The sequence below is a fragment of the Methanobrevibacter sp. genome (assembly GCF_017539065.1).
In the GTDB taxonomy this organism is placed as follows: Archaea; Methanobacteriota; Methanobacteria; order Methanobacteriales; family Methanobacteriaceae; genus Methanocatella.
This window is the reverse complement of the sequence record NZ_JAFYHP010000031.1, coordinates 13,461-34,536: the sequence shown is the minus strand read 5'-3', so window position 1 is coordinate 34,536 and position 21,076 is coordinate 13,461. Positions and strand designations below refer to the sequence as shown.

General features: G+C 34.3%; 27 protein-coding genes. 18 read left to right on the top strand and 9 right to left on the bottom strand.

Features of this window, described 5'->3' with window-relative positions:
• Window positions 1–59 precede the first annotated feature (59 nt).
• From IKS50_RS08630 to IKS50_RS08570, 13 genes are all read left to right on the top strand, one after another.
• Window positions 60–905 carry a pantoate kinase gene (locus IKS50_RS08630; protein ID WP_292848461.1) on the top strand — a complete coding sequence of 282 codons (846 nt, stop codon included), beginning with the start codon at window positions 60–62 and terminating at the stop codon, window positions 903–905.
• Window positions 898–1,416, top strand: a complete 519-nt coding sequence (locus tag IKS50_RS08625; protein WP_292848458.1) for an SAM-dependent methyltransferase — start codon at window positions 898–900, stop codon at window positions 1,414–1,416. The genes IKS50_RS08630 and IKS50_RS08625 overlap by 8 nt, the downstream gene beginning before the upstream one ends.
• Before the next feature lie 274 nt (window positions 1,417–1,690).
• A complete protein-coding gene (locus tag IKS50_RS08620) occupies window positions 1,691–2,485 on the top strand; it encodes a 2-amino-3,7-dideoxy-D-threo-hept-6-ulosonate synthase (protein ID WP_292848787.1) in 795 nt (264 codons plus the stop codon).
• 9 nt (window positions 2,486–2,494) lie between these two features.
• Complete coding sequence (locus IKS50_RS08615) at window positions 2,495–3,625, top strand: 3-dehydroquinate synthase II (RefSeq protein WP_292848455.1); 1,131 nt, start codon at window positions 2,495–2,497, stop codon at window positions 3,623–3,625.
• Between the two features lie 8 nt (window positions 3,626–3,633).
• Window positions 3,634–4,191, top strand: coding sequence for an RNA 2',3'-cyclic phosphodiesterase (gene thpR / locus IKS50_RS08610; RefSeq protein ID WP_292848452.1), 558 nt, complete (start codon window positions 3,634–3,636; stop codon window positions 4,189–4,191).
• 4 nt (window positions 4,192–4,195) lie between these two features.
• Window positions 4,196–5,548 carry a CCA tRNA nucleotidyltransferase gene (gene cca, locus IKS50_RS08605; protein ID WP_292848449.1) on the top strand — a complete coding sequence of 451 codons (1,353 nt, stop codon included), beginning with the start codon at window positions 4,196–4,198 and terminating at the stop codon, window positions 5,546–5,548.
• A gap of 4 nt (window positions 5,549–5,552) precedes the next feature.
• Window positions 5,553–6,920: an MATE family efflux transporter gene (locus tag IKS50_RS08600; RefSeq protein ID WP_292848446.1), complete on the top strand. Its 1,368-nt coding sequence runs from the start codon at window positions 5,553–5,555 to the stop codon at window positions 6,918–6,920.
• Window position 6,921: 1 nt separating this feature from the next.
• The gene (locus IKS50_RS08595; RefSeq protein ID WP_292848443.1) at window positions 6,922–7,266 is read left to right on the top strand and encodes a hypothetical protein; all 345 of its coding nucleotides are present in this window, start codon (window positions 6,922–6,924) and stop codon (window positions 7,264–7,266) included.
• Window positions 7,267–7,310: 44 nt separating this feature from the next.
• Window positions 7,311–7,862: a DUF2284 domain-containing protein gene (locus IKS50_RS08590; RefSeq protein WP_292848440.1), complete on the top strand. Its 552-nt coding sequence runs from the start codon at window positions 7,311–7,313 to the stop codon at window positions 7,860–7,862.
• Between the two features lie 9 nt (window positions 7,863–7,871).
• Window positions 7,872–8,555, top strand: a complete 684-nt coding sequence (gene npdG, locus IKS50_RS08585; protein ID WP_292848437.1) for an NADPH-dependent F420 reductase — start codon at window positions 7,872–7,874, stop codon at window positions 8,553–8,555.
• Between the two features lie 11 nt (window positions 8,556–8,566).
• Window positions 8,567–9,049 (top strand): hypothetical protein, encoded by a 483-nt coding sequence (locus IKS50_RS08580; protein ID WP_292848434.1) that lies wholly within the window; start codon window positions 8,567–8,569, stop codon window positions 9,047–9,049.
• Between the two features lie 92 nt (window positions 9,050–9,141).
• A complete protein-coding gene (locus tag IKS50_RS08575) occupies window positions 9,142–10,473 on the top strand; it encodes an FAD-dependent oxidoreductase (RefSeq protein WP_292848431.1) in 1,332 nt (443 codons plus the stop codon).
• A gap of 16 nt (window positions 10,474–10,489) precedes the next feature.
• The gene (locus tag IKS50_RS08570) at window positions 10,490–11,470 is read left to right on the top strand and encodes an Mrp/NBP35 family ATP-binding protein (protein ID WP_292848428.1); all 981 of its coding nucleotides are present in this window, start codon (window positions 10,490–10,492) and stop codon (window positions 11,468–11,470) included.
• Here IKS50_RS08570 and IKS50_RS08565 read toward each other — a convergent pair.
• On the bottom strand, window positions 11,462–11,857 hold the full coding sequence (locus IKS50_RS08565; protein ID WP_292848425.1) for a hypothetical protein: 396 nt from the start codon (window positions 11,855–11,857) through the stop codon (window positions 11,462–11,464). The genes IKS50_RS08570 and IKS50_RS08565 overlap by 9 nt on opposite strands.
• 47 nt (window positions 11,858–11,904) lie before the next feature.
• Window positions 11,905–12,771: a peptide-methionine (S)-S-oxide reductase MsrA gene (msrA, locus tag IKS50_RS08560; protein ID WP_292848423.1), complete on the bottom strand. Its 867-nt coding sequence runs from the start codon at window positions 12,769–12,771 to the stop codon at window positions 11,905–11,907.
• A gap of 76 nt (window positions 12,772–12,847) precedes the next feature.
• On the opposite strand from msrA, the gene IKS50_RS08555 reads away from it, so the two are divergent.
• Entirely contained in the window at window positions 12,848–13,042 is a 195-nt protein-coding gene (locus IKS50_RS08555; RefSeq protein WP_116591687.1) for a hypothetical protein, read from the top strand.
• Between the two features lie 5 nt (window positions 13,043–13,047).
• Window positions 13,048–13,323 (top strand): hypothetical protein, encoded by a 276-nt coding sequence (locus IKS50_RS08550; RefSeq protein ID WP_292848420.1) that lies wholly within the window; start codon window positions 13,048–13,050, stop codon window positions 13,321–13,323.
• Here the strand turns inward: IKS50_RS08550 and IKS50_RS08545 are convergent.
• From IKS50_RS08545 to IKS50_RS08530, 4 genes are all read right to left on the bottom strand, one after another.
• A complete protein-coding gene (locus IKS50_RS08545; protein WP_292848417.1) occupies window positions 13,315–13,578 on the bottom strand; it encodes a hypothetical protein in 264 nt (87 codons plus the stop codon). The genes IKS50_RS08550 and IKS50_RS08545 overlap by 9 nt on opposite strands.
• Window positions 13,578–14,021 carry a hypothetical protein gene (locus IKS50_RS08540; RefSeq protein WP_292848415.1) on the bottom strand — a complete coding sequence of 148 codons (444 nt, stop codon included), beginning with the start codon at window positions 14,019–14,021 and terminating at the stop codon, window positions 13,578–13,580. Before IKS50_RS08540 ends, IKS50_RS08545 begins: the two co-directional genes overlap by 1 nt.
• 2 nt (window positions 14,022–14,023) lie before the next feature.
• A complete protein-coding gene (locus IKS50_RS08535; protein ID WP_292848412.1) occupies window positions 14,024–14,512 on the bottom strand; it encodes a hypothetical protein in 489 nt (162 codons plus the stop codon).
• Between the two features lie 175 nt (window positions 14,513–14,687).
• Window positions 14,688–15,632, bottom strand: a complete 945-nt coding sequence (locus IKS50_RS08530) for a ketopantoate reductase family protein (RefSeq protein WP_292848409.1) — start codon at window positions 15,630–15,632, stop codon at window positions 14,688–14,690.
• Window positions 15,633–15,880: 248 nt separating this feature from the next.
• On the opposite strand from IKS50_RS08530, the gene IKS50_RS08525 reads away from it, so the two are divergent.
• Complete coding sequence (locus tag IKS50_RS08525; RefSeq protein ID WP_292848406.1) at window positions 15,881–17,617, top strand: Na+/H+ antiporter NhaC family protein; 1,737 nt, start codon at window positions 15,881–15,883, stop codon at window positions 17,615–17,617.
• Between the two features lie 106 nt (window positions 17,618–17,723).
• Here IKS50_RS08525 and IKS50_RS08520 read toward each other — a convergent pair whose 3' ends face one another.
• The 3 genes from IKS50_RS08520 to IKS50_RS08510 are packed head-to-tail and all read right to left on the bottom strand — an operon-like array spanning window position 17,724 to window position 19,875.
• Entirely contained in the window at window positions 17,724–18,440 is a 717-nt protein-coding gene (locus tag IKS50_RS08520) for a PD-(D/E)XK nuclease family protein (protein WP_292848403.1), read from the bottom strand.
• Window positions 18,441–18,447: 7 nt separating this feature from the next.
• Window positions 18,448–19,554, bottom strand: coding sequence for a glycosyltransferase (locus IKS50_RS08515; RefSeq protein WP_292848400.1), 1,107 nt, complete (start codon window positions 19,552–19,554; stop codon window positions 18,448–18,450).
• Between the two features lie 3 nt (window positions 19,555–19,557).
• A complete protein-coding gene (locus IKS50_RS08510) occupies window positions 19,558–19,875 on the bottom strand; it encodes a hypothetical protein (RefSeq protein ID WP_292848397.1) in 318 nt (105 codons plus the stop codon).
• Window positions 19,876–20,013: 138 nt separating this feature from the next.
• Between IKS50_RS08510 and IKS50_RS08505 the strand changes: the two genes are divergently transcribed.
• On the top strand, window positions 20,014–20,556 hold the full coding sequence (locus IKS50_RS08505; RefSeq protein WP_292848394.1) for a flavodoxin family protein: 543 nt from the start codon (window positions 20,014–20,016) through the stop codon (window positions 20,554–20,556).
• Between the two features lie 67 nt (window positions 20,557–20,623).
• Window positions 20,624–20,863, top strand: coding sequence for an ATP-binding protein (locus tag IKS50_RS08500; protein WP_292848391.1), 240 nt, complete (start codon window positions 20,624–20,626; stop codon window positions 20,861–20,863).
• Window positions 20,864–21,076 lie beyond the last annotated feature (213 nt).

Genomic DNA, 21,076 nt, shown 5'->3' with positions numbered 1-21,076 from the left:
TCTTTTTTTAGTTAATATTAGTCAAAAATTTTTATTGAATAAATGACATATAGTTATTCATGTCAAAATCAGTTTTTGTACCTGGTCACATTACAGGTTTTTTCACTATTGAAAACCATGAAATAAAATTGAAAAACGGATCTTGTGGTGCTGGTTTTCTGCTTTCCCAAGGTGTTAAGACAACCATTGATGAATCCGATGAGTTTATAATAGACATCAATCAGGGAAATGACACTGTTATCAGGGAAGTTTTAAGGATTTTAGAGATAAAACCTGATTTTAAGATAATCCAGGATATCCAACTGCCTATCGGGGCTGGTTTTGGAACTTCCGCTGCCTCAGCATTAAGCCTTGCATTGGCTATAAACGAATTTTTGGATTTGGGCTATACGCAGGATTTATGTGGCCAAATTGCACATATGGTCGAAATTAATTTGGGTGGTGGCTTGGGTGATGTTATTGCACAAACAGGTCACGGACTGGTTTTAAGAACCCAACCTGGTGCTCCGGGCGTCGGTGAAATCAAATCATTTGAGTATGATGTAAGCATTGCTTGGAAAACGTTTGGTGAGATTGATACTGCAAGCATTATTCGCAATCCCCATCACAAGCAGGTCATTTCAGATGCCGGTTTGAAATATCTGGAATATTTTGAGGAAAAGCCGAGCCTGAGGAATTTTCTTGATTTTTCCAATAGGTTTTCTCAAGAGACAAAATTGATGTCAGGTGAAGTCAAATCTTTAGTTGATTATTTTAATTCCATGGACGATATTTTAGGTAGTTCCATGGCAATGCTTGGAAATACTGCATTTGCATTTTCATATAATGAAGATGTCTTCAAAACTTTAGACATTGAAGGCTTGCATATAGATAAACTTAACAATGTTGGGATAGTTTATGATTAAATTAAGTTATGACGTAAAAAAATACCGTCAGGATATCCTTGATTTGGTTAAATCGGACGATACCATAATCGAATTGGGATGCCATACAGGAGGAACAACAAAATTGCTTCCTGAAAGCTGCACAATCATAGCCATTGACAATTCGCCGGAAGCTTCTGATTCAATGAATAGATTGTCTCATGTAAACTTCATCAATGCAGATGTCAGATTGCATGAAGTTTTGGCGGAAGTCTTTAAAATGACTCAATCCTGCGACATATTGGCAATTGATCTGGGTGGCGGTTATCACCCTGACACTGTTTTCAAGGTATTTTATATATGGTCATCAACATTCAAACCAAAACATACAATAATCAGAAACCGAGGACTACTTGAATTCTTAAATACTGCAAAAGGAAGTGGGGAAGATTATGTTTCCCAATATGGTTATTTGGAATCATATCATGATTCAGGCATCCCTCCGCAAATTAAGGAATTTGATTTGTGGACGGATTCATTAAAAAAAGATTAATCCTTATTTAATGTTCTTGTTTTAATATTGTAAAAGTTCTTTTATGATATATTTTTAAAATATTTTCAATAATTTAATATAAAAAAATTATTCTTTTTAAGTATATTTAATAAATTTAACTTATAAAATCATGTTAATGTTTAATTATGATTATTAAAAGTACATTATTCGAATAAATATAAATAATCAATTTTAGACAACTGTATATTTTTGTGCATGGAATATTTATATACATTGAAAAAGAAAAATATAATTCATAATTATTTGAGGTTAAATAATGATAGGTAAGAAAATCCGTTTAGAAAGAATTATTAACAGAAATACTAAAAGAACTGTAATCGCACCAATGGATCATGGTGTATCAAGCGGTCCAATTCCAGGAATTATCGATATGGATGAAACAGTTGAAGAAATCTCCCAAGGTGGAGCAGATGCAATTTTAATGCACAAAGGTATAGTAAAACAAGGACACAGAGGTTACGGAAACGATATAGGTTTAATCGTACATTTATCAGCAAGTACTTCCCTTGCACCGGACCCAAATGACAAAGTAACCGTAACAAGTGTCGAAAAGGCAATCCAATTAGGTGCAGACGCAGTATCCATTCACGTAAACCTTGGTTCAGATACAGAAAGTCAAATGTTGCAGGAATTAGGTAAAGTCGCTGAAACCTGTGATTACTGGGGAATGCCGCTTCTTGCAATGATGTACCCTAGAGGTCAAAAGGTTGAAAACGAACATGATGTGGAATTTGTAAAGCATGCTGCACGTGTAGGTTCAGAACTTGGTGTGGATATCGTTAAAACCAACTACACAGGAGACCCAGATTCATTTAAAGAGGTTGTTGAAGGGGCCATTGTACCGGTAGTTATTGCAGGCGGTCCAAAAATAGACACAGATGAGGAATTGTTACAGATGGTTAAAGATTCCCTTGAAGTTGGAGGAGCAGGTGTTGCGTTCGGACGTAATTTGTTCCAAGCTGAAAACCCTGGAAAAATCACCCGTGCAATTTCCGAAATCGTCCATCACGATGCAGAAGTAGATGAAGCTTTAAAATTCTTAGACTAAGGTGACACAATGCAAAACAAGTTCGCTTGGATAAGCACACCTGATGAGTTGTGGGAAGATAAAAAGGAAATGATTACCACAGCATTGGAATCAGGAATTGACCATGTCCTTGACTTGGAAGATATGGAACAGATTAGAAAATTGGGAAATGTAAAAATCATTGCAAATTCCGATGATGCTGACATATATCTAGTGGGAATTAATGGTGAAGGAGACGGATTTGTAGAGTTGAAAGAAGACTTTACCGATTCAGTTGATATTGCAGCCGCTAAAAAAGCAAAAAGCGAAGGAAAACAAGTATGTGCATATATAGTAATCACCGATAAAGCACATGAACAGTTAGCAGTGAAATTAGGTTCAATAGTAGATTATATAATCCTTGTCGGAACTGACTGGACAATCATTCCACTTGAAAACATTATTGCAGATTTGCAGAAGGAAGATGTTGAGATAATAGCTGCCGTACGTGATTTGGATGGCGCTCGTGTTGCTCTTGAAACATTGGAGCATGGAACTGACGGAATAATATTTGAAGCAAATGATTTTAATCAAATTAAAAGGATTGCCCATGAAGTTGTTGAAGCATCACAAGTAAAATATGAACTTAAAATTGCAACCATAACAAATGTAAAACCATTGGGTTCAGGCGATAGGGTATGTGTTGACACAACAGACATGATGAAACCTGGCGAAGGAATGCTTATAGGATCCTATTCAAAATCAATGTTTTTGGTACATTCTGAATCTTTGGAAAGTGAATATGTTGCATCTCGTCCGTTTAGAGTAAATGCAGGTCCTGTTCAGGCATATGTGATGGTGCCTGGAAATAAAACAAGATACCTGTCAGAATTGGTTGCTGGTGATGAAGTATTAATCGTTAATACTGAAGGCGAAACCAGAACCGCATATGTCGGAAGAAGTAAAATAGAAAGAAGGCCTTTAATCTTAATTGAAGCAGAATATGAAGGTCAGATTATTCGTACTTTACTTCAAAATGCAGAAACAATCCGCATTGTTGATGAGAATAACAATCCTTTGTCAGTAGCTGACGCTAAAGTCGGAGATAAGGTAAAAGTTTATATTGAAACTAACGCACGCCACTTCGGAATAGCAATCGATGAGACCATTATTGAGCAATAGGTGTTATTATGTCTGAAATAAGAGCATTTCTAGCAATAGATTTGGATGACGATTTAAAACCAAAAATAAATAAAGTCATTAAGGAATTCAAACAGATCGATACTAAAATTAAATATGTGAAATTGGCAAACCTTCATTTAACCTTAAAGTTCTTTGGTGACATTGATACAAACGGTTTAAAATTACTAGAAAATGCTATAGCCAATGTAGTAAGCGAGTTCAAACCTTTTAAAATTAACATTACCGGTTGCGGTGCGTTTCCAAATAACAATCATATAAAAGTCATTTGGGTAGGCATTGAAGACGATACAATCCTAAAGGATTTGCATGACCGGTTGGATAAGGAATTTGCTGCAATAGGCTTTGATAAAGACAAAAAATTCTCAACACATTTGACCATTGGACGCATGAAATCAGCAAAAAATAAAAACAAAGTCAAATCAACAATTGAGGAATTCAGCAATGTTGAAATTGGTGAGATGGAAGTTTCACAAATCTCACTAAAAAAATCAACCTTAACCCCAAGAGGACCGATATATCAGGATATAAGTATATTTGAATTGTGATTATATGGATTATGAAGTTATTCTAAAAGATATTAAACCTACAGATGAAGAAAAGAAACATGTGGATGATGTTTCATCAGATATTATGGATTTTCTTCAAAAGACTTGTGATAGTGAAGACATTAAAGCAAATGTGACTTTAGTAGGTTCCGTTGCAAAGAACACTGCACTCAAAGGAAAATCCGACATTGATATTTTCATTGCTTTTCCATTAAACACAGATAAAAAATACTTAAAGGAAAAAGGTCTTGATTTAGCGCATAAATGTTGCGAACATTTTAATAGTGTAGCACAACATCATTTTGCCTCTCATCCTTATGTTACAACAGATATAGAAGGCTGTGAAGTAGATATTGTTCCTTGTTATGCGATTGAAGACGGATCTCAATTGAAATCAGCAGTTGACAGGACAATATTGCATACACGATACGTTAAGGAAAATTTGACTAAAGGCCAGGAAGATGAGGTGCTGCTTTTAAAGAGATTTATGGCGATGACAGGAACATATGGTTCCGAATTTAAGGTAGGGGGATTTGCAGGTTATCTATGCGAATTGCTGATAATTAACTATGGTAATTTTGAAAATACATTAAAGGCTGCAATCAATTGGAAATATGGTGAGGTTTTGAATTTGGAAGGACATGGAAAACCTAGCATTTTCAAGGACCCATTAATAGTCATTGACCCAACTGATAAGAATCGCAATGTGGCCGCTGCTTTAAGATTAGATAAGATGGCGGAATTCATACAATCAGCACGCAATTACATATTTTCAGACAATAAAAAAGATTATTTTTATCCAATCATTCGTAATCTAAATAAACAGGATATTTTAGATGAATTTGAAAAAAGGAACAGCGATTTAATAGCAATCAGGTTCGATATTCCAGATATGCCTTTGGATACGCTTCATCCACAACTCAGAAAAACATGCATGGCACTTGCAAGAAAGTTAAAGAGCGAGGAGTTCAATGTTTTTAAGGCTGATTATTGGAGTGATGAAGTAAATACTTGTGTAATTTTATTAGAAATGGCATCATCAAAATTGAATAGTGTTAAAGTTAACATTGGCCCTAAGGTGTTCATAACACAGGCTTGCGAGAATTTTGTAAGCAAATATGGTCGTGAAAACTGTTATATTCAAGATGATTTCTTAGTTTACACTCAGGAGCGTGAATTTGTAAATGCAATTGATTTAATTGCCCATATATTCACAACAGAACACATAGGATTGATTAAAGTTGGAAAAAACCTTAAAAAGAACTTAATAGATACATATGAATTCATTGAAGTTGATGAAATCGATTTAGTGTTTTTAGATGATTTCATTAATCCTGGCCAGTATATTGTAAGGTGAACCTATGGAGAAGACTGAAGAAATTGACTTAATCGTTAACCATCCTAAAAAAGCAATCAATAAGTTAGCTGTGCCTATCATCATTTCTAACTTATTCATGATGTTGAATAATATTATTGATGGTATTTGGGTTTCAGGATTAGGTCCAAACCCTCTTGCGGCAGTTGGTTTTGTAACCCCTCTGTTTTTGGCCATGGTGGGATTTGCAAACGGTTTGGGTGCAGGCGGAAACAGTCTGATTGCAAGATACATTGGGGCCGAAGACTACCCTAATGCGGAAAACAGTGCCATTCACTCTATGATATTGAGTATTGTAATATCAGTAATTGCAACAATTTCAATGTTATTGATTTTAAAACCCCTGCTCTTATTAATGGGCGCAGGCGAGGTAATAGCCGAAACAATGGCTTACGGAACCATTGTCATCGGTGGGGTTTTTTCAATATTCATTCCTGCAATGATGGCTGCTATATTTAGGTCTGAAGGGGAAATAAAACGTGCATCATATCCTTTATTGTTTACTGCAGTCATTAATATGATTCTTGATCCTATTTTTATTTATGTGTTGGATTTAGGAGTAATGGGAGCAGCAATCGCTACAGTTCTTGCCGGCGCACTTCCAATGCTTTTGATGATGTATTGGATGTTCTATTTGAGAGATAGCTTTATAAAAGTTAATTTCAGGCAATATAAAAGGGATTTGGGAATCTATAAAGATATTCTTGTTGTCGGTATTCCTGCAAGTCTAGAGCAATTCATTCTTTCTTTCGTATCCATTTTGATGAATTATTGGCTAACATTGCTTTCAGGCACTATAGCAGTAGCAATATATACTGCAACTTGGAGATTGGTGGCTATGGGTATGGCTCCATTATTCGGTATAGGTATGGCGGCTTTGACTGTTGGAGGAGCGGCTTATGGAGCACGCAATTTAACCAATCTAAAAACAGCACTTAATTATGGCTTGAAATTAGGCTTGATATCATCCACAATTATCTGTACATTCTTATATTTATTTGCTGAACCCCTATCATTTATTTTCTCATACTCAGCAAGTGCTTCTGTATTGTCTTCAGGTGTAGTTGATTGTATACGTATATTATGTTTCTTTTTGTTATTCATGCCATTCGGTATTTTAGCAGGAAATCTTTTCCAAGCCATGGGAAAGGGAACAATTTCTCTTGCCTTAACATTTTTAAGAGCATTTCTCTTGGAGATAATCTTTGCGGCGTTATTTGCATTTGTATTTGGCCTTGCAGACATTGGAATATATCTGGGTACAGTTACCGGAATGGCTTTAGGTGCGGTTATAAGCTTCATCTACATTAATTATTATTTAAAGAAACATGAAGATTACTTTATCAAGGGTTAAAATGACAGAAAAAACTTATATTTATGAATATAGTCAAAAGGAATTAAATGATTTAGAGGATATTGAGTTAAAATCTATTAAGAAAGCGTCAGAGCTTAACGATAAATTACTTGATGTTAAAATATTGATTGATGAAATTGACTATGATTGGAAAGAATTCATCGACTTTTTAGAACATGAAAAGATTTCTAAAGTTACTGAATTTAGAGGCGAAGAATGTATTGATTTCAATGAAGAATTATTAAATGCCATAATAAACACTTTAAAGAAGTCTTTAGATGATGCTCATAAATCAATGAATTATAATTCAAAAAAGATTAGTTTAAATCTGGTTTTAGATGGGTAATGCTATAGAAACTTTTATTATGTAAAATTTTTATATTATTAATTATGTCAGAGATTAAAAAACTCACGGCGGATGTTGATGTTAAGGAATATTGTGAGTCCTATGTAAACTTTGACGAAGTTTCAAAACTCTGCATTGAAGAACAGGAAATGTTAGGATACAATTGGAACTATCCTCCTTTTGATTTTGATGTGAATGACATTTGGGACTCTTATAACAAACTTAAAATTATTGCTTTTAAAATAGATTTTGGACCTGATGAACTTGAACATACTTTTTCTGATAGGGAACTTGAATATGTCCTAAAACGTTTTGAACGTTTAAAAGGAAGATTAATGAATGAAATTTATATGCTGGAGGATGAAAATTCCTTAGGCTTGTTTTTGGGAAAATGTAACCTGTGCATGAGATGTACAAGGGAAGTAGGAATACCTTGTAAAATGCCGGTTAAAATGCGCTATTCCCTTGAATCATTAGGTGCGTATGTTGATAAGACAGTAGAGGATATCTTTGGATATAAAATACTTTATGCTCATGATGGTAGACTCCCCGAATACCTGATATTTGTTGGCGGTCTTCTTTATGATAAGAAATAGGTGATTAAAATGAAAATTAGTGTAATTGGAGGAACAGGGCCACAAGGACTTGGAATTGCAGAAAGATTGGCTATCGCTGGTTTAGATGTGATTGTAGGTTCTAGAAAAGAAGAAAAAGCATTGGATGTTGTTGCAAAAGCTAAAGAAGATTTAGCGGACTATGACTTATCATTAGTTGGTATGGCAAACGAAGATGCTGCAAAAGAAGGTGACGTATTAATCATCACAGTTCCATTAGCTGCTCAAAAACCTACAGTTGAAGGAATCAAAGAATTCTGTACTGACAAGATTGTTATGGATGCAACAGTACCTCTTGAAACTGCAATTGGCGGAAAACCATTCCGTTTCATTGACTTGATGGAAGGATCTGCTGCTGAAAGAACAGCTTCCATTCTTGAAGGAACAGGTGCTAAGGTAATCTGTGCATTTTGTAATATTTCAAACTCTCACCTTGCAAACATTCCAGAAGATATTGACTGTGACTGTCTAATCGCAGGAGACGACAAAGAAGCAAAAGAAACTGCAGCTGAAATCATCGATCAAATCCCTGGAGTCAAAACCATTGACTGTGGTATTTTAGAAAAAGCAAGAATCATTGAAAAAATCACCCCATTATTAATAGGATTAAACATCAAATACAAATCCCACTATGGTGGTTTAAGAATTACAGGAATTCCAGCTTTAGACAAATAGATTTGATTAATATGGATTCATTTGAACAATTGATTGGTAAAAATATCAATGAAATTAGTTTAAATGAATCAAATAATTTTTTTTTAGCTCCATTGGAGTATAACACCAAACTTTGCGGCAGACCGTATCCGTCATCCAAATATAAGCTTGCCGATATTGATTATTTTAATCTGATTTCCTTTTCAGATTTGTTTAAGCACGAAGCAATCTTGATAATCTGGTATTATGAGGAGATTATCACAGATTTAGAAATATATTACTTAACTAATGATTTTGATATTCTTTTTAATGATTACTATATTATTAAAAAGGCAATAGACAATGGTGAAGCCCATAAATTAACTGAAGGAGATACTAAATACTTAGGAGCTTCCAGACTTAATGAGAAGGTGGCTCAACCTAATAGCGACAGATTGGCAAATAAACGCGAATTCGTGTTGAAAAAGAAATATCTGCAAAAAATTATTAATGAAATTGATTTTAAATGTAGATAAACCTGTTATTATCTACTATTTATGACCTTAAACTTTTTATATTATTTTTTAATATATATAATATTGTATAAATTATATATGGTTTTGTTATAATGAAAGTAGTTATAGTTGGTGGAGGAGCTGGAGGAATATCCACAGCTTCCAATATTCGAAAACTCGATAAAGAAATAGAAATTACTGTTCTCACAAGAGATGACAAGGTTGCATACTCTCCGTGTGCAATTCCTTATGTACTGTCAGGTACAATCGAATCATTTGATGATATTGTAATGAGAACTCCTGAAGATTATAAACAAAAAGATATTGAAGTTATCACAGAGGTTGAAGTGACAGCCGTTGATTCAGATAAAAAGACTGTTACCTATGAAAAAGACGGTAAGGAAATTGTCCTTGATTATGATAAGGTCGTGCTTGCAACCGGTGGAAATCCGTTTATCCCTCCAATGCAGGGAGTGGAATTGGATGGAGTATACAGAATCCGCAATATCGAGGATGGTAAAAAAGTACAGGAAGCAATGAAAGATGCCAAAAGTGCAATTGTAACAGGCGCCGGTTTAATTGGTATTGAAATCGCATATGCTCTTAAAAAACAGGGTTTAAATGTTATTTTAAGTGAAATGTTGCCTCAAATTGTTCCAAGGTCCCTCGATAAGGACATGTCAGACATATTAGTGGAATACTTGGAAAGTGAAGGTATTCAGGTAGTTCTTGGAAAACCGATTACTAAATTGATCGGTGACGGCAAAGTGGAAAAGGCATGCTTCGGTGAGGAAGAGGTTTATGATGCTGATATGGTGATAATGGCAACTGGTGTGAGAGCTGAACTGGAACTAGCAAAAATGGCAGGTTGTGAAATTGGAAGATGGGCTATACTTGTTAACGATAGAATGGAAACTTCAGTTGAAGATGTTTATGCAGTTGGAGACTGTGTTGAGTCCAAAGATTTGATTTTAGGTTCAAATACCATTTCACAGTTAGGTACCACTGCAGTTCGTGAATCAAAAACATTGGCCCGTACAATCTGTGGTAAAAAATCCAAATTCAATCCGGTTTTGAACTCAATGGTTTCAAAAGTGGGCAAACTCGAATTCGGTGCAGTCGGATATACCACCAGTTTTGCACAGCAAAATCGTATCAGACCGGTTGTTCAAAAAGTTCAGGCTCTTACAAGAGCACGTTACTATCCGAATGCAAAACCGATGGATATCAAGGTAATATGTGATGGAAACGGAACCATTATAGGTTGTCAAATCATTGCAGAGGAAAGGGTAGCTGAAAGAATCGATACAATGACATTAGCGATTACTGAAGGTTTAACCTGCTTTGATTTGAGCAATATGGAATTTGCTTATGCACCACCTGTATCAATGGTTACAGATCCGTTAATCCTAGCAGTTGAAGAAGTCAGCAAAAAATTTACATAAATAGGGGGAGAGTATAATGGCAGAACAAGGTCACGGTCATGGCCATCACGGTCATGGGGGTCAAATGACTCCTGAACAACAAATGCAAATGATACAGCAAGAGATTAGGTTAGCTAAGAACTTAGGTCAAATTAAATATAAGATTATTGTAATGAGTGGAAAAGGTGGAGTGGGAAAATCCACTGTAGCTGCAAACATCGCTGAAACCTTGCAGGCAATGGGATACAAAACAGGTATTTTAGATGCGGATATTCACGGTCCTAACATACCTAAAATGCTTGGTATTGACATGCTTGAAGAGGGATTCAATCAATACCAATTCGAAGCCTTCAAAGCAATAATTGAAGATGAATTTGCTAAAAAGGACTTAACTCAAGAAGAGCAGCAGCAATTGATTGAAGACAAGAAAGAGGAATACAAACAGTCATTGTTCCCTGTTGTAACTCCTAGCGGTTTGAAAGTAATGTCCATGGCATTCCTAATCGACAGTTTGGACAGGCCGATTATTTGGAGAGGCCCGCAAAAAACAGGCGCTATCAAACAATTGATTGCTGATTCAAATTGGGGTCCGCTAGACTTTTTGGTTATTGACAATCCGCCTGGAACAGGTGATGAACCGTTAACTGTTCTTCAAACCATTCCTGATGCCGATTTGGTATTGATGGTTACCACACCGAATGTCGTTTCACAGGAAGATGTGCTCAAATGTGTCAAGATGGTGGAATTGATGAATATTGAAAAAATCGGCCTTATTGAAAACATGGCCTATTACACCTGTCCGCATTGTAATGAAAAATTGCACATTTTTGGCGAAGGTAACGGTAAGAAATTCGCTGAAGAGATGGAAATTACCTATTTAGGCGATTTGCCAATCGAGGAAAGCGTTTCTAACGCACCAAATAAAGAGGCAACAATTTCCGTTCTAGATCCTTCCGATGAAGTGTCAAAAAGATTTAGGGAAATAGTTGAAGATATAAAAAAAGAGTTTTTAGAGTAAGCTAGTGTTGATGATATAGCTTGCGCTACTAATATTTACAAGATATCCTAAGAAATTAGGATCTTCTTTTAATTTTTTTAAGTAATCCAGTTTTTCAATGATATAATCCTTGTTTTCATCCATAACATTCAATGAGAAATATTGCATCCCTAAAGTGTATTCTCTCTCATCAGTAAATACGGGGACCACATATTCGCCATCATTGCCATATGGAATTTTTACGGCTTCATTATCTTCAATGGAAATAATGAGGGGATATTCATTAATGTATTCTTTAATTTCCTGCTCTAATTTATCGATTGCTTCTTGGTTTTTGTTTTCACCTTGCATGTAAACTAGATTTATATAATTTTTTAAATCAGGGTTTTTTATTTCTTCTAATTTCATTGTATCATATTATATCTTTTTTAATATATAATCATTCAAAAAAAATCTTATTTCTCATCTTTTGGAACAAATCTCAATGCAGCAGAGTTAATGCAATAGCGCGGAGAACCTCCTGGCCCGTCATGAAACAGATGGCCCAAATGTGAGTTTGATTTGGCGCTTCTCACTTCAATGCGTGTTGTTCCATGTGAGAAATCCCTATGCTTAACTATAACGTCTTCTGAAATTGGCTTTGAAAATGCCGGCCAGCCGCATCCCGAGTCGAACTTGTCCTCTGAAGAAAACAAAACTTCGCCATTTACAACATCCACATACACACCATCTTCAAAAAAGTCATAGTATTTTCCACTGAATGGTTGTTCTGTCATAGAAAGCTGTGTTATTTCATACTCTTCTTTTGACAAGTGGCCGAATTCTTCATCGTTTATTGCATTTAAATCAACATGACAATAGCCGTTCGGATTCCTTTCAAGATACTTCTGATGATAGCTTTCAGCAGGGAAGAAATTGCCTATTGCACGTGCCTCGACTACAATTCTTTTTTGTGATGCCTTTTGCTTTTCCTTCAAAAAGTTAAGGACAATAGCTTTTTGAGATTTCTCCTGCCAGTATATTCCTGTACGATACTGTGTTCCGATATCTGCTCCCTGGCGGTTTCTGGTGTAGGGATCAATAATTTTGAAAAAATTCTCAAGAATCTCTTCCAATGAGATGATTTTAGGGTTATATGTGGCTTTGACGGTTTCTGCATGTCCTGTTTTTCCGGTGCATACTTTTTCATATGTCGGCGCCAAATCCATCCCGTTGGCATAACCTACTTCAGTATTGTTTACACCTTTAAGGCGTGAAATGAATGCTTCAACACCCCAAAAGCATCCTCCAGCCAGATAGATGACCTGCTGTTTTTCAAACATATTAATTATTATGTTGTTAACATAAAATATTTTTATTACTTGAACTAAAAATTATAAGTGATTAGGAGGAAATCTAATGTTTTATAGTACTATAATGAAAATTGATTCAATTGACAGATTAAGAGATATCAGGGATGCTTTACTTGTGGAACAAGGTATCAACCCTACTCGTCAAGGTGAACAAGCAATTAAAGTGGTAGTTGAAAGAATTGATGAAATTCAAGCTACTTTAGATAAATCTGCTACTAAAAACTTAAACAGAAGAAAGTGATTTGATTGATAAGACGTGTAACATCCAGCAGACGGCTTCTTAGAAAAAGAATGTACAGGTCTCCACATTCCAGACATAGGGTTTCTCAGTTTAAAAGGGAAAATAGGAACCTTGCTAAACCTCACCAGGAGAAATTCAAGGAGATGAACGGACCTAGAATCAAACGCAAAAGAAGGCCTAAAAGGGAAGTCATTTCTGGTTTTAAAATGTCTTACAGATACAAATATTATCAGCAAAATAATGATAATGTAGAAGAAGAGAATGAAGAAGAATTAGAGTAATTCTTCTTTTGATATTATTTTGTTTTCGGAATGAATATCCAAAATCAGACCACTGAAAGCATCATCATTTAAAGCCAATTCATGAAACAGCTCATCGGAAACTTCCGTAGGTTCATAATCAACTAGTTCTAAATATTCAAAACCTTTATTGTATTCATCTAAACTGGAAAAAACAATAATTTTAAAATCATCCAAGGACCCTGTTACAAGGAAGTCCTTTTCATGATCTTCGCCGATTGTTGGGCAGATATACATCAAAAATCACCGTTTCTATCAAAATTGAAGTTCTGTGAGTGTGGATTGACTACAAAGCCTTCAAAATATTCATCATTTTCAGCTAACTCAGCAATATCTTCCGGAGTGATTACCTTCAAATCAAGCTTGTCCAAGAACAGTTTGGATATCTTGGCGCTTCCTATTGCATATTCCCTCATGTCCGTAAAAACTGGAATGATATATTCCTTGCTTGTTTCTGTCAATGTTAATTTAACTGGCCTGTCAATTTCATCAACCAATGTAAAGTAGATTTCAGTCGGATAGGCATCCCTAATGTTTGTCTTCACGGCTTCAAGTTCTATGGCATCCTCGCTCTTAAGCTTTTTTACCATATCTGCATATATCTGAATATACTCTTTCAGTTGGCTTTTGGAAGCTTTGATATTATTTTTTTGATAGTCCTGGTAATCTTCGGGTTTCATATCTATTCACTGCAATCGTGTACATCTTCACTTGCAATTACAAAGTCCCATTGAGGTGCATTGACTGCAAGGCCAACGAAATCTTCATCTTCTGAGTGGTCTGCTACGATTTCACTGCCTATTTTTTTCTCACATTCAAATTCAATTTCGCCGAATTGTTCTTTGAATTCAGCAATGGCAATTTCAGCTTCATCTTCATCTGTGAAAACAGGTATTACGAACTCTTCGGATTCTTCATCCTCATCACTGATGATTAAGGCGACAACCTCTTTTTCTTCTGCGGATTGATTAAAAACAATAATGAACTCTTCATTGAAAACCTTATGTTCGATTTCATGATAAAGTTCTCCCATTTCATCAATCTGCTCTTCGTTTTCTTGATCGAATTTTTCATCGATTTCGTCTGCAGTTTCAAGATAAGCTTCGATTTTTTCTTCTAAATCATCATCAAGTTCAATAAATTTTTCTATTAATTCTTTAAGTTCACTCATAATAATCACAAAAATAAGTTTTTAAAAACAAATGAACATTCTCTTCCTAAACACCACTAAAGGAATACAAACGAATGCTCATTTCAACCATCACCATTGTTCATATTATAAAAAAATAGTACATAACAATATGAACAATACTATTTTTCTTTTACACCTATATAAAGTTTTAGTTTCAAAAGGTACTTTCAATAGCTTTAATGAGATTATAAATAAGCTTATTGGTACTTACATCGATATTAAATTGTTTACCAAGTTGGATGACTTTTCCATTCAGTGAATCAATTTCCGTCGGTATTTTCCTTTGAATGTCTTGGTGAGTTGATGAATAATGATTATATGTATCAGGAACTAATTTGGAGTAGAAAATGTCTTTGTAATCATCGGAAGTTTGCCAAAGAGTCTCATATGGTGATGCCTTTATGACTTCAAATATTTCATCGATGACATTGTCCATTATTTCCAGGGTGTATGGGTTTTCTGTAAGCTGGCCGTAAGTAACGTCCAGTATTGCGCCCAATGGATTTAGTGTACAGTTGTAAAGCATTTTCGCCCACAGGTATTTATCGACTTCATGTGTAGTTTCACAGTTGATTCCTGATGAGGTAATCAAATCGGCAATTTCCTGTAAATCTTTTGGATCTTCTTTTTGAAGGGATCCCAAAAGAATCGGTTCGGTGTATACTGTAACTTCACTGATGTGCCTTTCAGGCCTTGTAAATCCTGTGATTACTCTTGAAGAGAATACCTGCTTTTCGGTGAAGTATCTAAGATATGGCTCGTCATTACCAAATCCGTTTTGAAAGATAATGATTTTGGTGTTGTTTTTAAGGATGTCCCTATGCTCATTTAAGTTATCTGATATATCCTCATTGGCGGTTGTTTTGGAGGTTATGAATATATAATCGAATGTGCTTTTTGGAATTTCTTCGTAGGATTCATAAACCGGTACGTTTTCTATCTCATAATGTGTAAATAGTCCTGTTCTTTTGATTCCGTTTTCTTTTATGGCCTTTGCGGTTTCACCACGTGCATAAATTGAAACATCCGCGCCCTGAGATGCAACTGATGTTGCAAGTCCTATTCCTACACCGCCTGCGCCAATCACTAAAATTTTCATGTAATTAATTTTGGGTTTTATTTAATATATTTGTTATTCATTTTTTATTTACAAATAATTCAAATCCACATTTTAATATGATATAATCCCTTTAAATTTTTGATATTTTATTAAAATTTAAAATAATATTTTTATAGTATTAAAAACAATATTTAAGTGTAATATTAAAGTTAATGTAAAATTGGCTTTTTTATTTATAGAATAATTAATTATTTTAATAAATATAGGAAAAATGGTGTGATAATAAAATGAATGATAAAATGAAAATAGGATTAATTGCAGCTGTTTCCATCATTGCTTTATTCGTTTTATCTTTATGGATTTCATCCACACCTGCGGATGCAGATAACTCTGTTAGATTTGGTATATTAACATTATTACCACCTCTTATCGCTATTGCTTTAGCATTTATTACAAAAGAGACAGTTTTATCTTTGTTCATTGGGGTATTTGTTGGAGAATTCATGTTAAGTGTAAACGATTTAAACATTGTTTCTACCGCAATTAACGCATTCTTGAACTTAGGTTCACAAGTTATCTCATGTATGGCTGACCCTTGGAATGCGGGAATTATCCTTCAATGTTTACTTATTGGAGGTATTATCCAGTTAGTAACAAAAATGGGTGGGGCAAAAGCTCTTGCTGATGCATTTGCAAAAAGAGCAGACACTCCTAGAAAAGCTCAATTATTCACTTGGATTTTAGGATTATGTGTATTCTTTGATGATTATGCTAACTCCTTGATTGTAGGTCCTATTATGAGACCTGTAATGGATAAACTTAAAGTATCTAGAGAAAAATTAGCATTTGTAGTTGACGCAACTGCAGCTCCTGTAGCTGGTATTGCAATTATTTCCACTTGGATTGGATTAGAAATCAGTTTAATTGCAGCCGGTTTCCAATCTGTAGGAGTAACTAACGTAACTGGTTTCGGAATATTTTTACAAACTATTCCATACAGGTTCTATAACATATTTATTTTAATTTTCATTGTGATTTCTGCTTTAACCTTATATGAATTTGGTCCAATGAAAAAAGCAGAGCAAGCTGCTCGTGCTAGAAAAGAAGATGAAGAAATTATTGTTCCTCAAGCTCCTGGTTTCGATGAAATCAAACCTGTTGAAGGCGTTAAATTATCCGTATGGAATGCAATCATACCAATCGGTACCTTGATTATCGGTGCTCTTATTGCATTTTACTGGAGCGGGTACACCACAATTTTAGGTGGAGAAGATCAAGCCCTTATTGCTATTATGCAATCCTCTCCATTGTCATTTAATGGTATTTACACAGCATTATCTCAATCTGATGCATCTGTAGCGCTTTTCCAAGCTGCACTTCTTGCTTCCATTGTGGCTATCGTAATGGCTGTATGTGAACACATTTTAACAATAGAAGATGCAATCTCAGAATGGATTGGCGGTATGAAAACCATTGTTATTACCGGTGTAATTTTGCTTCTTGCTTGGTCATTAGGTGGGGTCATTGGTGAAATCGGTACTGCTGACTATCTAGTAGGTGTTTTAAGCAGTACAATACCAGCGTTTATTGTACCAACATTAATCTTCATTTTAGGAGCATTAATTTCATTTGCAACAGGTACTTCCTATGGTACAATGAGTATCTTGATGCCTTTGGCGATTCCTCTTGCTTGGGCAATCAGTACAGGAGACATGTCCTTTACAATTGTCTGTACAAGTGGTGTATTGACCGGAGCTATCTTTGGAGATCACTGTTCTCCAATTTCAGATACCACAATTCTTTCCTCTATGGGAACAAGCTGTAACCATATTGACCACGTTCAGACACAAATTTACTATGCAATCTTTGTAGCTGTAGTGACTATAGTTATCGGTTACATCCCTGCTGGTTTAGGCGTTCCTTTCTACTTCTCTCTTCCAGTAGGTATCGTTGTATTGTACATTGGTCTTAAATTGTTAGGTGAAAAAGTAGATTTTGATGAAGTTGAGGATACAACCTCATAACTTCATTATTTTTTTATAATTTTCTAAAAATTAGGTATGCCTAAAAATTAATTATTTTCTCAAACTCTCATTATTAAAAATTCTTTTTTTCAACAATGGAAGCCATCTAAAAGTAGGAATTCTCATCACAGATATCCTTATAAGTACAGAATCTGCACAAATATTGAGGTTTGGCATAAAAATTTCCTTTATTGACCTCATTTCTAACAAAGTAAAATTTGTCAATGGCTTCATCAATTTCACGGGAATGCAGGAATTTACGTTTATTGTCTTCATCATATACATCAAGCAATCTTAAACGCCCGTTTTTAGTAAAGAATATTCCGACAGTGCTGACATCCCTATCATAGACATTTTCGACCAGAAGTTTATAGTAACATAATTCCCTTCTATATTTATGAAAAGAGTTGGAATTGCTTGTTTTGTAGTCAATAACCACCAGATCCCCATTTTCATCTTCTAAAATAATATCGCATATTCCTGAAAAGCGGTTTTTCTCATCAAGCAGGTATTCCTCTTGTGAGAATAATTTATAGTCATTATTAACAAAAACTTCCTTAAAAAATATGCTTAGATTATCCACATGATTGGAAATGTCATATCCGATATCCAAATCATTAGCAATCTTAATTAGTTCATTTTGGATATCCACTTTGTCAAGTTCATCTCCAAATTTATCTGCAAATGTTTCGGCTACTGAGTGAACGTCGCTTCCTAAAATCATGTACTTATTAGGTTCTGCCTCAATTTCATCAATATACTGGAATTTAAATTCTAATGGGCATTTCAGGTAAGAATTTATTTTTGATTTTGATAATTTCATGTTTACACTATTTGTTAATGAGTTCAAATCCTTTAGAGGATTTTATTAAATCATTCTCTTTTTTCAATTTTTTAATAGCCTTTTTAATTTCTTTATTTTCTTTTTTTAATTTCTTTATTTTTCTTTTTTCATCATATAGTCTGACTCTTAATTCAAACTCTTCACTGCAATCGGACTGAATTGCGCTATTGTAAATATGTCTATGGCGTTTTTTCATATCATTTTTAAAATATTCGTCACTTTCCCATTTTTTAGAATATTTCAGATATCTTTTTTTGATTTCAGAAAATAAGTCTGGCTTAAATTCGTGAGGCGCCTTTTCAAACAAAGAATAGATATTGTTGAAAATTCTATAGTATAATTGCCTTTTATGCCTGTCATATCCATATTCATTGATTAAATCAAGCATTATGTTTGCAATCTCTATTGTATCTAATGAGTTGATTGAAACGGTGTTCGACAGCGAATCTTCACGCACCCGCCTATTGTATAAAAATTTATCATAGAAATATATTCTTCTGGCTTCAAACAGGGCTTTTGTGAAAAAAACATTGTCTTCAAACAACAACCCTTCCGGGAATCTCAAATCCTTAATGAAATCTCTTTTAAAAAAGCATCCGGGAGCACTTACACAAAGCCTTAAGGCTATATCTTCTACATCATGATAATTAAACACATCATCTCCAGCACGTTCTTTTAAGTATGGCATGGTGTAATAGTCGATATATATTGGTTCTTTAGTAATTTCATTGAAGTTGTTTAGTTTAAACATTGTAAAATCAACTGAATGTTTTCGTGATATCTCATATAACTCTTCAAATGCATTTAATTCCAAATAATCGTCAGAATCAATAAAATATATATAATCTCCCTGGGCCACTGTTATTCCTTTGTTTCTTACGGCTCCAAGACCATGATTTTGCTGATTAATGATTTTTATGCGGTTGTCATTTTCAGAAAACTCATTTAAAATTTCCAGTGAGCCGTCACCGGATCCGTCGTTGATGCAGATTATCTCCAAATCCTGAAAACTTTGGCCTATAATATGATTCAAACATTGTTCCAGATACTCCTCAGCGTTGTAAACAGGAACTATTACAGATATCTTTACCATATTCTAACCTCTGATTCTCCTATATACGTTCATCAGTTTCCAAGATTTCGAATTCTTAACCTTTTCATTGAATGATCTTTCAGCTTCACATTCTTTTTTAAGCCTTGCGTTTTCGGATAATGCTCGGACATATTCCTCTTCTTTCTCATTTAGTTGGGATTTTAATAAAGCTATTTTGCATTCAGTTAATGAATCTTCTTTAAGATTAAGTTCTTTTTTTGCTTTTAGAAAATACTCCTGAGTGTTTTCAGCAAGTATCTTATCCAAAATATCTGATTCACTAAAAGTGTTGTCTTCTGCATTATTGTTAATTTCAGCCATTTCATCATCCGCAATTTTCACTGATTTTTGATTGAATGACTATCTTAAAGATATCTCATTCATCTAAGCAGTTTAATAATAAATTATTTAATATTTAAACTATATATTTTTAATTACAATTTTAGGAGATTGTTAAAAATGAAAATTATAGCACTTCAAGCAAGTCCACGTGTAGGTGGAAATTGTGATGTATTAATGGACGAAATGATAAAAGGAATTGAAGAAAATGGTGGCGAAGTAGAAAAATTTTACTTAGAACAATGTGATATCGCACCTTGTAAAGCATGTTTGTACTGTGCTGAACATCCGGAATGTGTTAGAGCCGACGATGGAAATAAAATATTGGATGAATTAGTAGCTGCTGATGGTGTAATATTTGCAACTCCTATCTATTATGGTCAAATGTCTGCTCAAGGTAAACTTATCATCGACAGATTCTATTCAATCGGTCAAAACCCTGATAAAAGCTTATCCGGAAAAGCTGCATTGATTTTCACTGAAAACCAACCTGAAGAAACCTATGCAAACTATATTGAAATGACCAAATTCTCACCATTCACATTCATGGGATATGAAGTAATTGGCCATGTTGATGCGGGAAGTGCAGGTCCAGCTGGTATTGTGGCTGAAGAGCAAGAAGACAAACTAAAAGAAGCTTATGAATTAGGTTTAAAATTCTAAATCTAATTTAACTATTTTTTTCTTTTAATCCAAAGAATAATAAAGCATGATTTTTATATAGATTAATATGGGTTTAAGGTCACTTTTTAAAAGAGATAAAAGCAAACAGAAAACAGAAGCTGCTGAAGATTGTCACATTGATATTAATGCAGACGATTGTGGCGGTTGTGAGAAATGCGCAATTGCTTGTCCTAACAATGTTTTAATTATTGTGGATGATGTATCGACTGTAAGGGACGCCCAAGTCTGTAAGAGCTGTAAGGTTTGCATGGCAATTTGTCCTAATGACTGCATCACAGTAAATTGATGAAATGTCTCTAGGATTTTCACCCATAAATAATTAATTTCAGCGTTAATTATTTTGATAGTTCTTTTTTTAATTTTAATTAAATTTACATATTTTTAATTTTAATTGCATTTCAATTAAAAAATAATAATTTAAATCGGCATTATCTACATTAATATGCAAAAATACATTAATTAAGAAACGAATAAATAAGATTAGTAAAAAAAATTTTGG

Excerpts from the sequence above, each read along its gene's own strand:
- IKS50_RS08530 (WP_292848409.1), bottom strand. The coding sequence starts at position 15,632 with ATGAAAATTTTAGTGATTGGCGCAGGCGGTGTAGGAATAGGACTTGCA.
- msrA (WP_292848423.1), bottom strand. The coding sequence starts at position 12,771 with ATGTTTGAAAAACAGCAGGTCATCTATCTGGCTGGAGGATGCTTTTGG.
- IKS50_RS08515 (WP_292848400.1), bottom strand. The coding sequence starts at position 19,554 with ATGGTAAAGATATCTGTAATAGTTCCTGTTTACAACGCTGAGGAGTAT.
- IKS50_RS08500 (WP_292848391.1), top strand. The coding sequence starts at position 20,624 with ATGGGTTTAAGGTCACTTTTTAAAAGAGATAAAAGCAAACAGAAAACA.
- IKS50_RS08520 (WP_292848403.1), bottom strand. The coding sequence starts at position 18,440 with ATGAAATTATCAAAATCAAAAATAAATTCTTACCTGAAATGCCCATTA.
- IKS50_RS08590 (WP_292848440.1), top strand. The coding sequence starts at position 7,311 with ATGTCAGAGATTAAAAAACTCACGGCGGATGTTGATGTTAAGGAATAT.
- IKS50_RS08545 (WP_292848417.1), bottom strand. The coding sequence starts at position 13,578 with ATGTATATCTGCCCAACAATCGGCGAAGATCATGAAAAGGACTTCCTT.
- cca (WP_292848449.1), top strand. The coding sequence starts at position 4,196 with ATGGATTATGAAGTTATTCTAAAAGATATTAAACCTACAGATGAAGAA.
- IKS50_RS08615 (WP_292848455.1), top strand. The coding sequence starts at position 2,495 with ATGCAAAACAAGTTCGCTTGGATAAGCACACCTGATGAGTTGTGGGAA.
- IKS50_RS08570 (WP_292848428.1), top strand. The coding sequence starts at position 10,490 with ATGGCAGAACAAGGTCACGGTCATGGCCATCACGGTCATGGGGGTCAA.
- IKS50_RS08510 (WP_292848397.1), bottom strand. The coding sequence starts at position 19,875 with ATGGCTGAAATTAACAATAATGCAGAAGACAACACTTTTAGTGAATCA.
- IKS50_RS08575 (WP_292848431.1), top strand. The coding sequence starts at position 9,142 with ATGAAAGTAGTTATAGTTGGTGGAGGAGCTGGAGGAATATCCACAGCT.
- IKS50_RS08540 (WP_292848415.1), bottom strand. The coding sequence starts at position 14,021 with ATGAAACCCGAAGATTACCAGGACTATCAAAAAAATAATATCAAAGCT.
- thpR (WP_292848452.1), top strand. The coding sequence starts at position 3,634 with ATGTCTGAAATAAGAGCATTTCTAGCAATAGATTTGGATGACGATTTA.
- IKS50_RS08505 (WP_292848394.1), top strand. The coding sequence starts at position 20,014 with ATGAAAATTATAGCACTTCAAGCAAGTCCACGTGTAGGTGGAAATTGT.
- IKS50_RS08565 (WP_292848425.1), bottom strand. The coding sequence starts at position 11,857 with ATGAAATTAGAAGAAATAAAAAACCCTGATTTAAAAAATTATATAAAT.
- IKS50_RS08595 (WP_292848443.1), top strand. The coding sequence starts at position 6,922 with ATGACAGAAAAAACTTATATTTATGAATATAGTCAAAAGGAATTAAAT.
- IKS50_RS08525 (WP_292848406.1), top strand. The coding sequence starts at position 15,881 with ATGAATGATAAAATGAAAATAGGATTAATTGCAGCTGTTTCCATCATT.
- IKS50_RS08555 (WP_116591687.1), top strand. The coding sequence starts at position 12,848 with ATGTTTTATAGTACTATAATGAAAATTGATTCAATTGACAGATTAAGA.
- IKS50_RS08630 (WP_292848461.1), top strand. The coding sequence starts at position 60 with ATGTCAAAATCAGTTTTTGTACCTGGTCACATTACAGGTTTTTTCACT.
- IKS50_RS08580 (WP_292848434.1), top strand. The coding sequence starts at position 8,567 with ATGGATTCATTTGAACAATTGATTGGTAAAAATATCAATGAAATTAGT.
- npdG (WP_292848437.1), top strand. The coding sequence starts at position 7,872 with ATGAAAATTAGTGTAATTGGAGGAACAGGGCCACAAGGACTTGGAATT.
- IKS50_RS08625 (WP_292848458.1), top strand. The coding sequence starts at position 898 with ATGATTAAATTAAGTTATGACGTAAAAAAATACCGTCAGGATATCCTT.
- IKS50_RS08600 (WP_292848446.1), top strand. The coding sequence starts at position 5,553 with ATGGAGAAGACTGAAGAAATTGACTTAATCGTTAACCATCCTAAAAAA.
- IKS50_RS08535 (WP_292848412.1), bottom strand. The coding sequence starts at position 14,512 with ATGAGTGAACTTAAAGAATTAATAGAAAAATTTATTGAACTTGATGAT.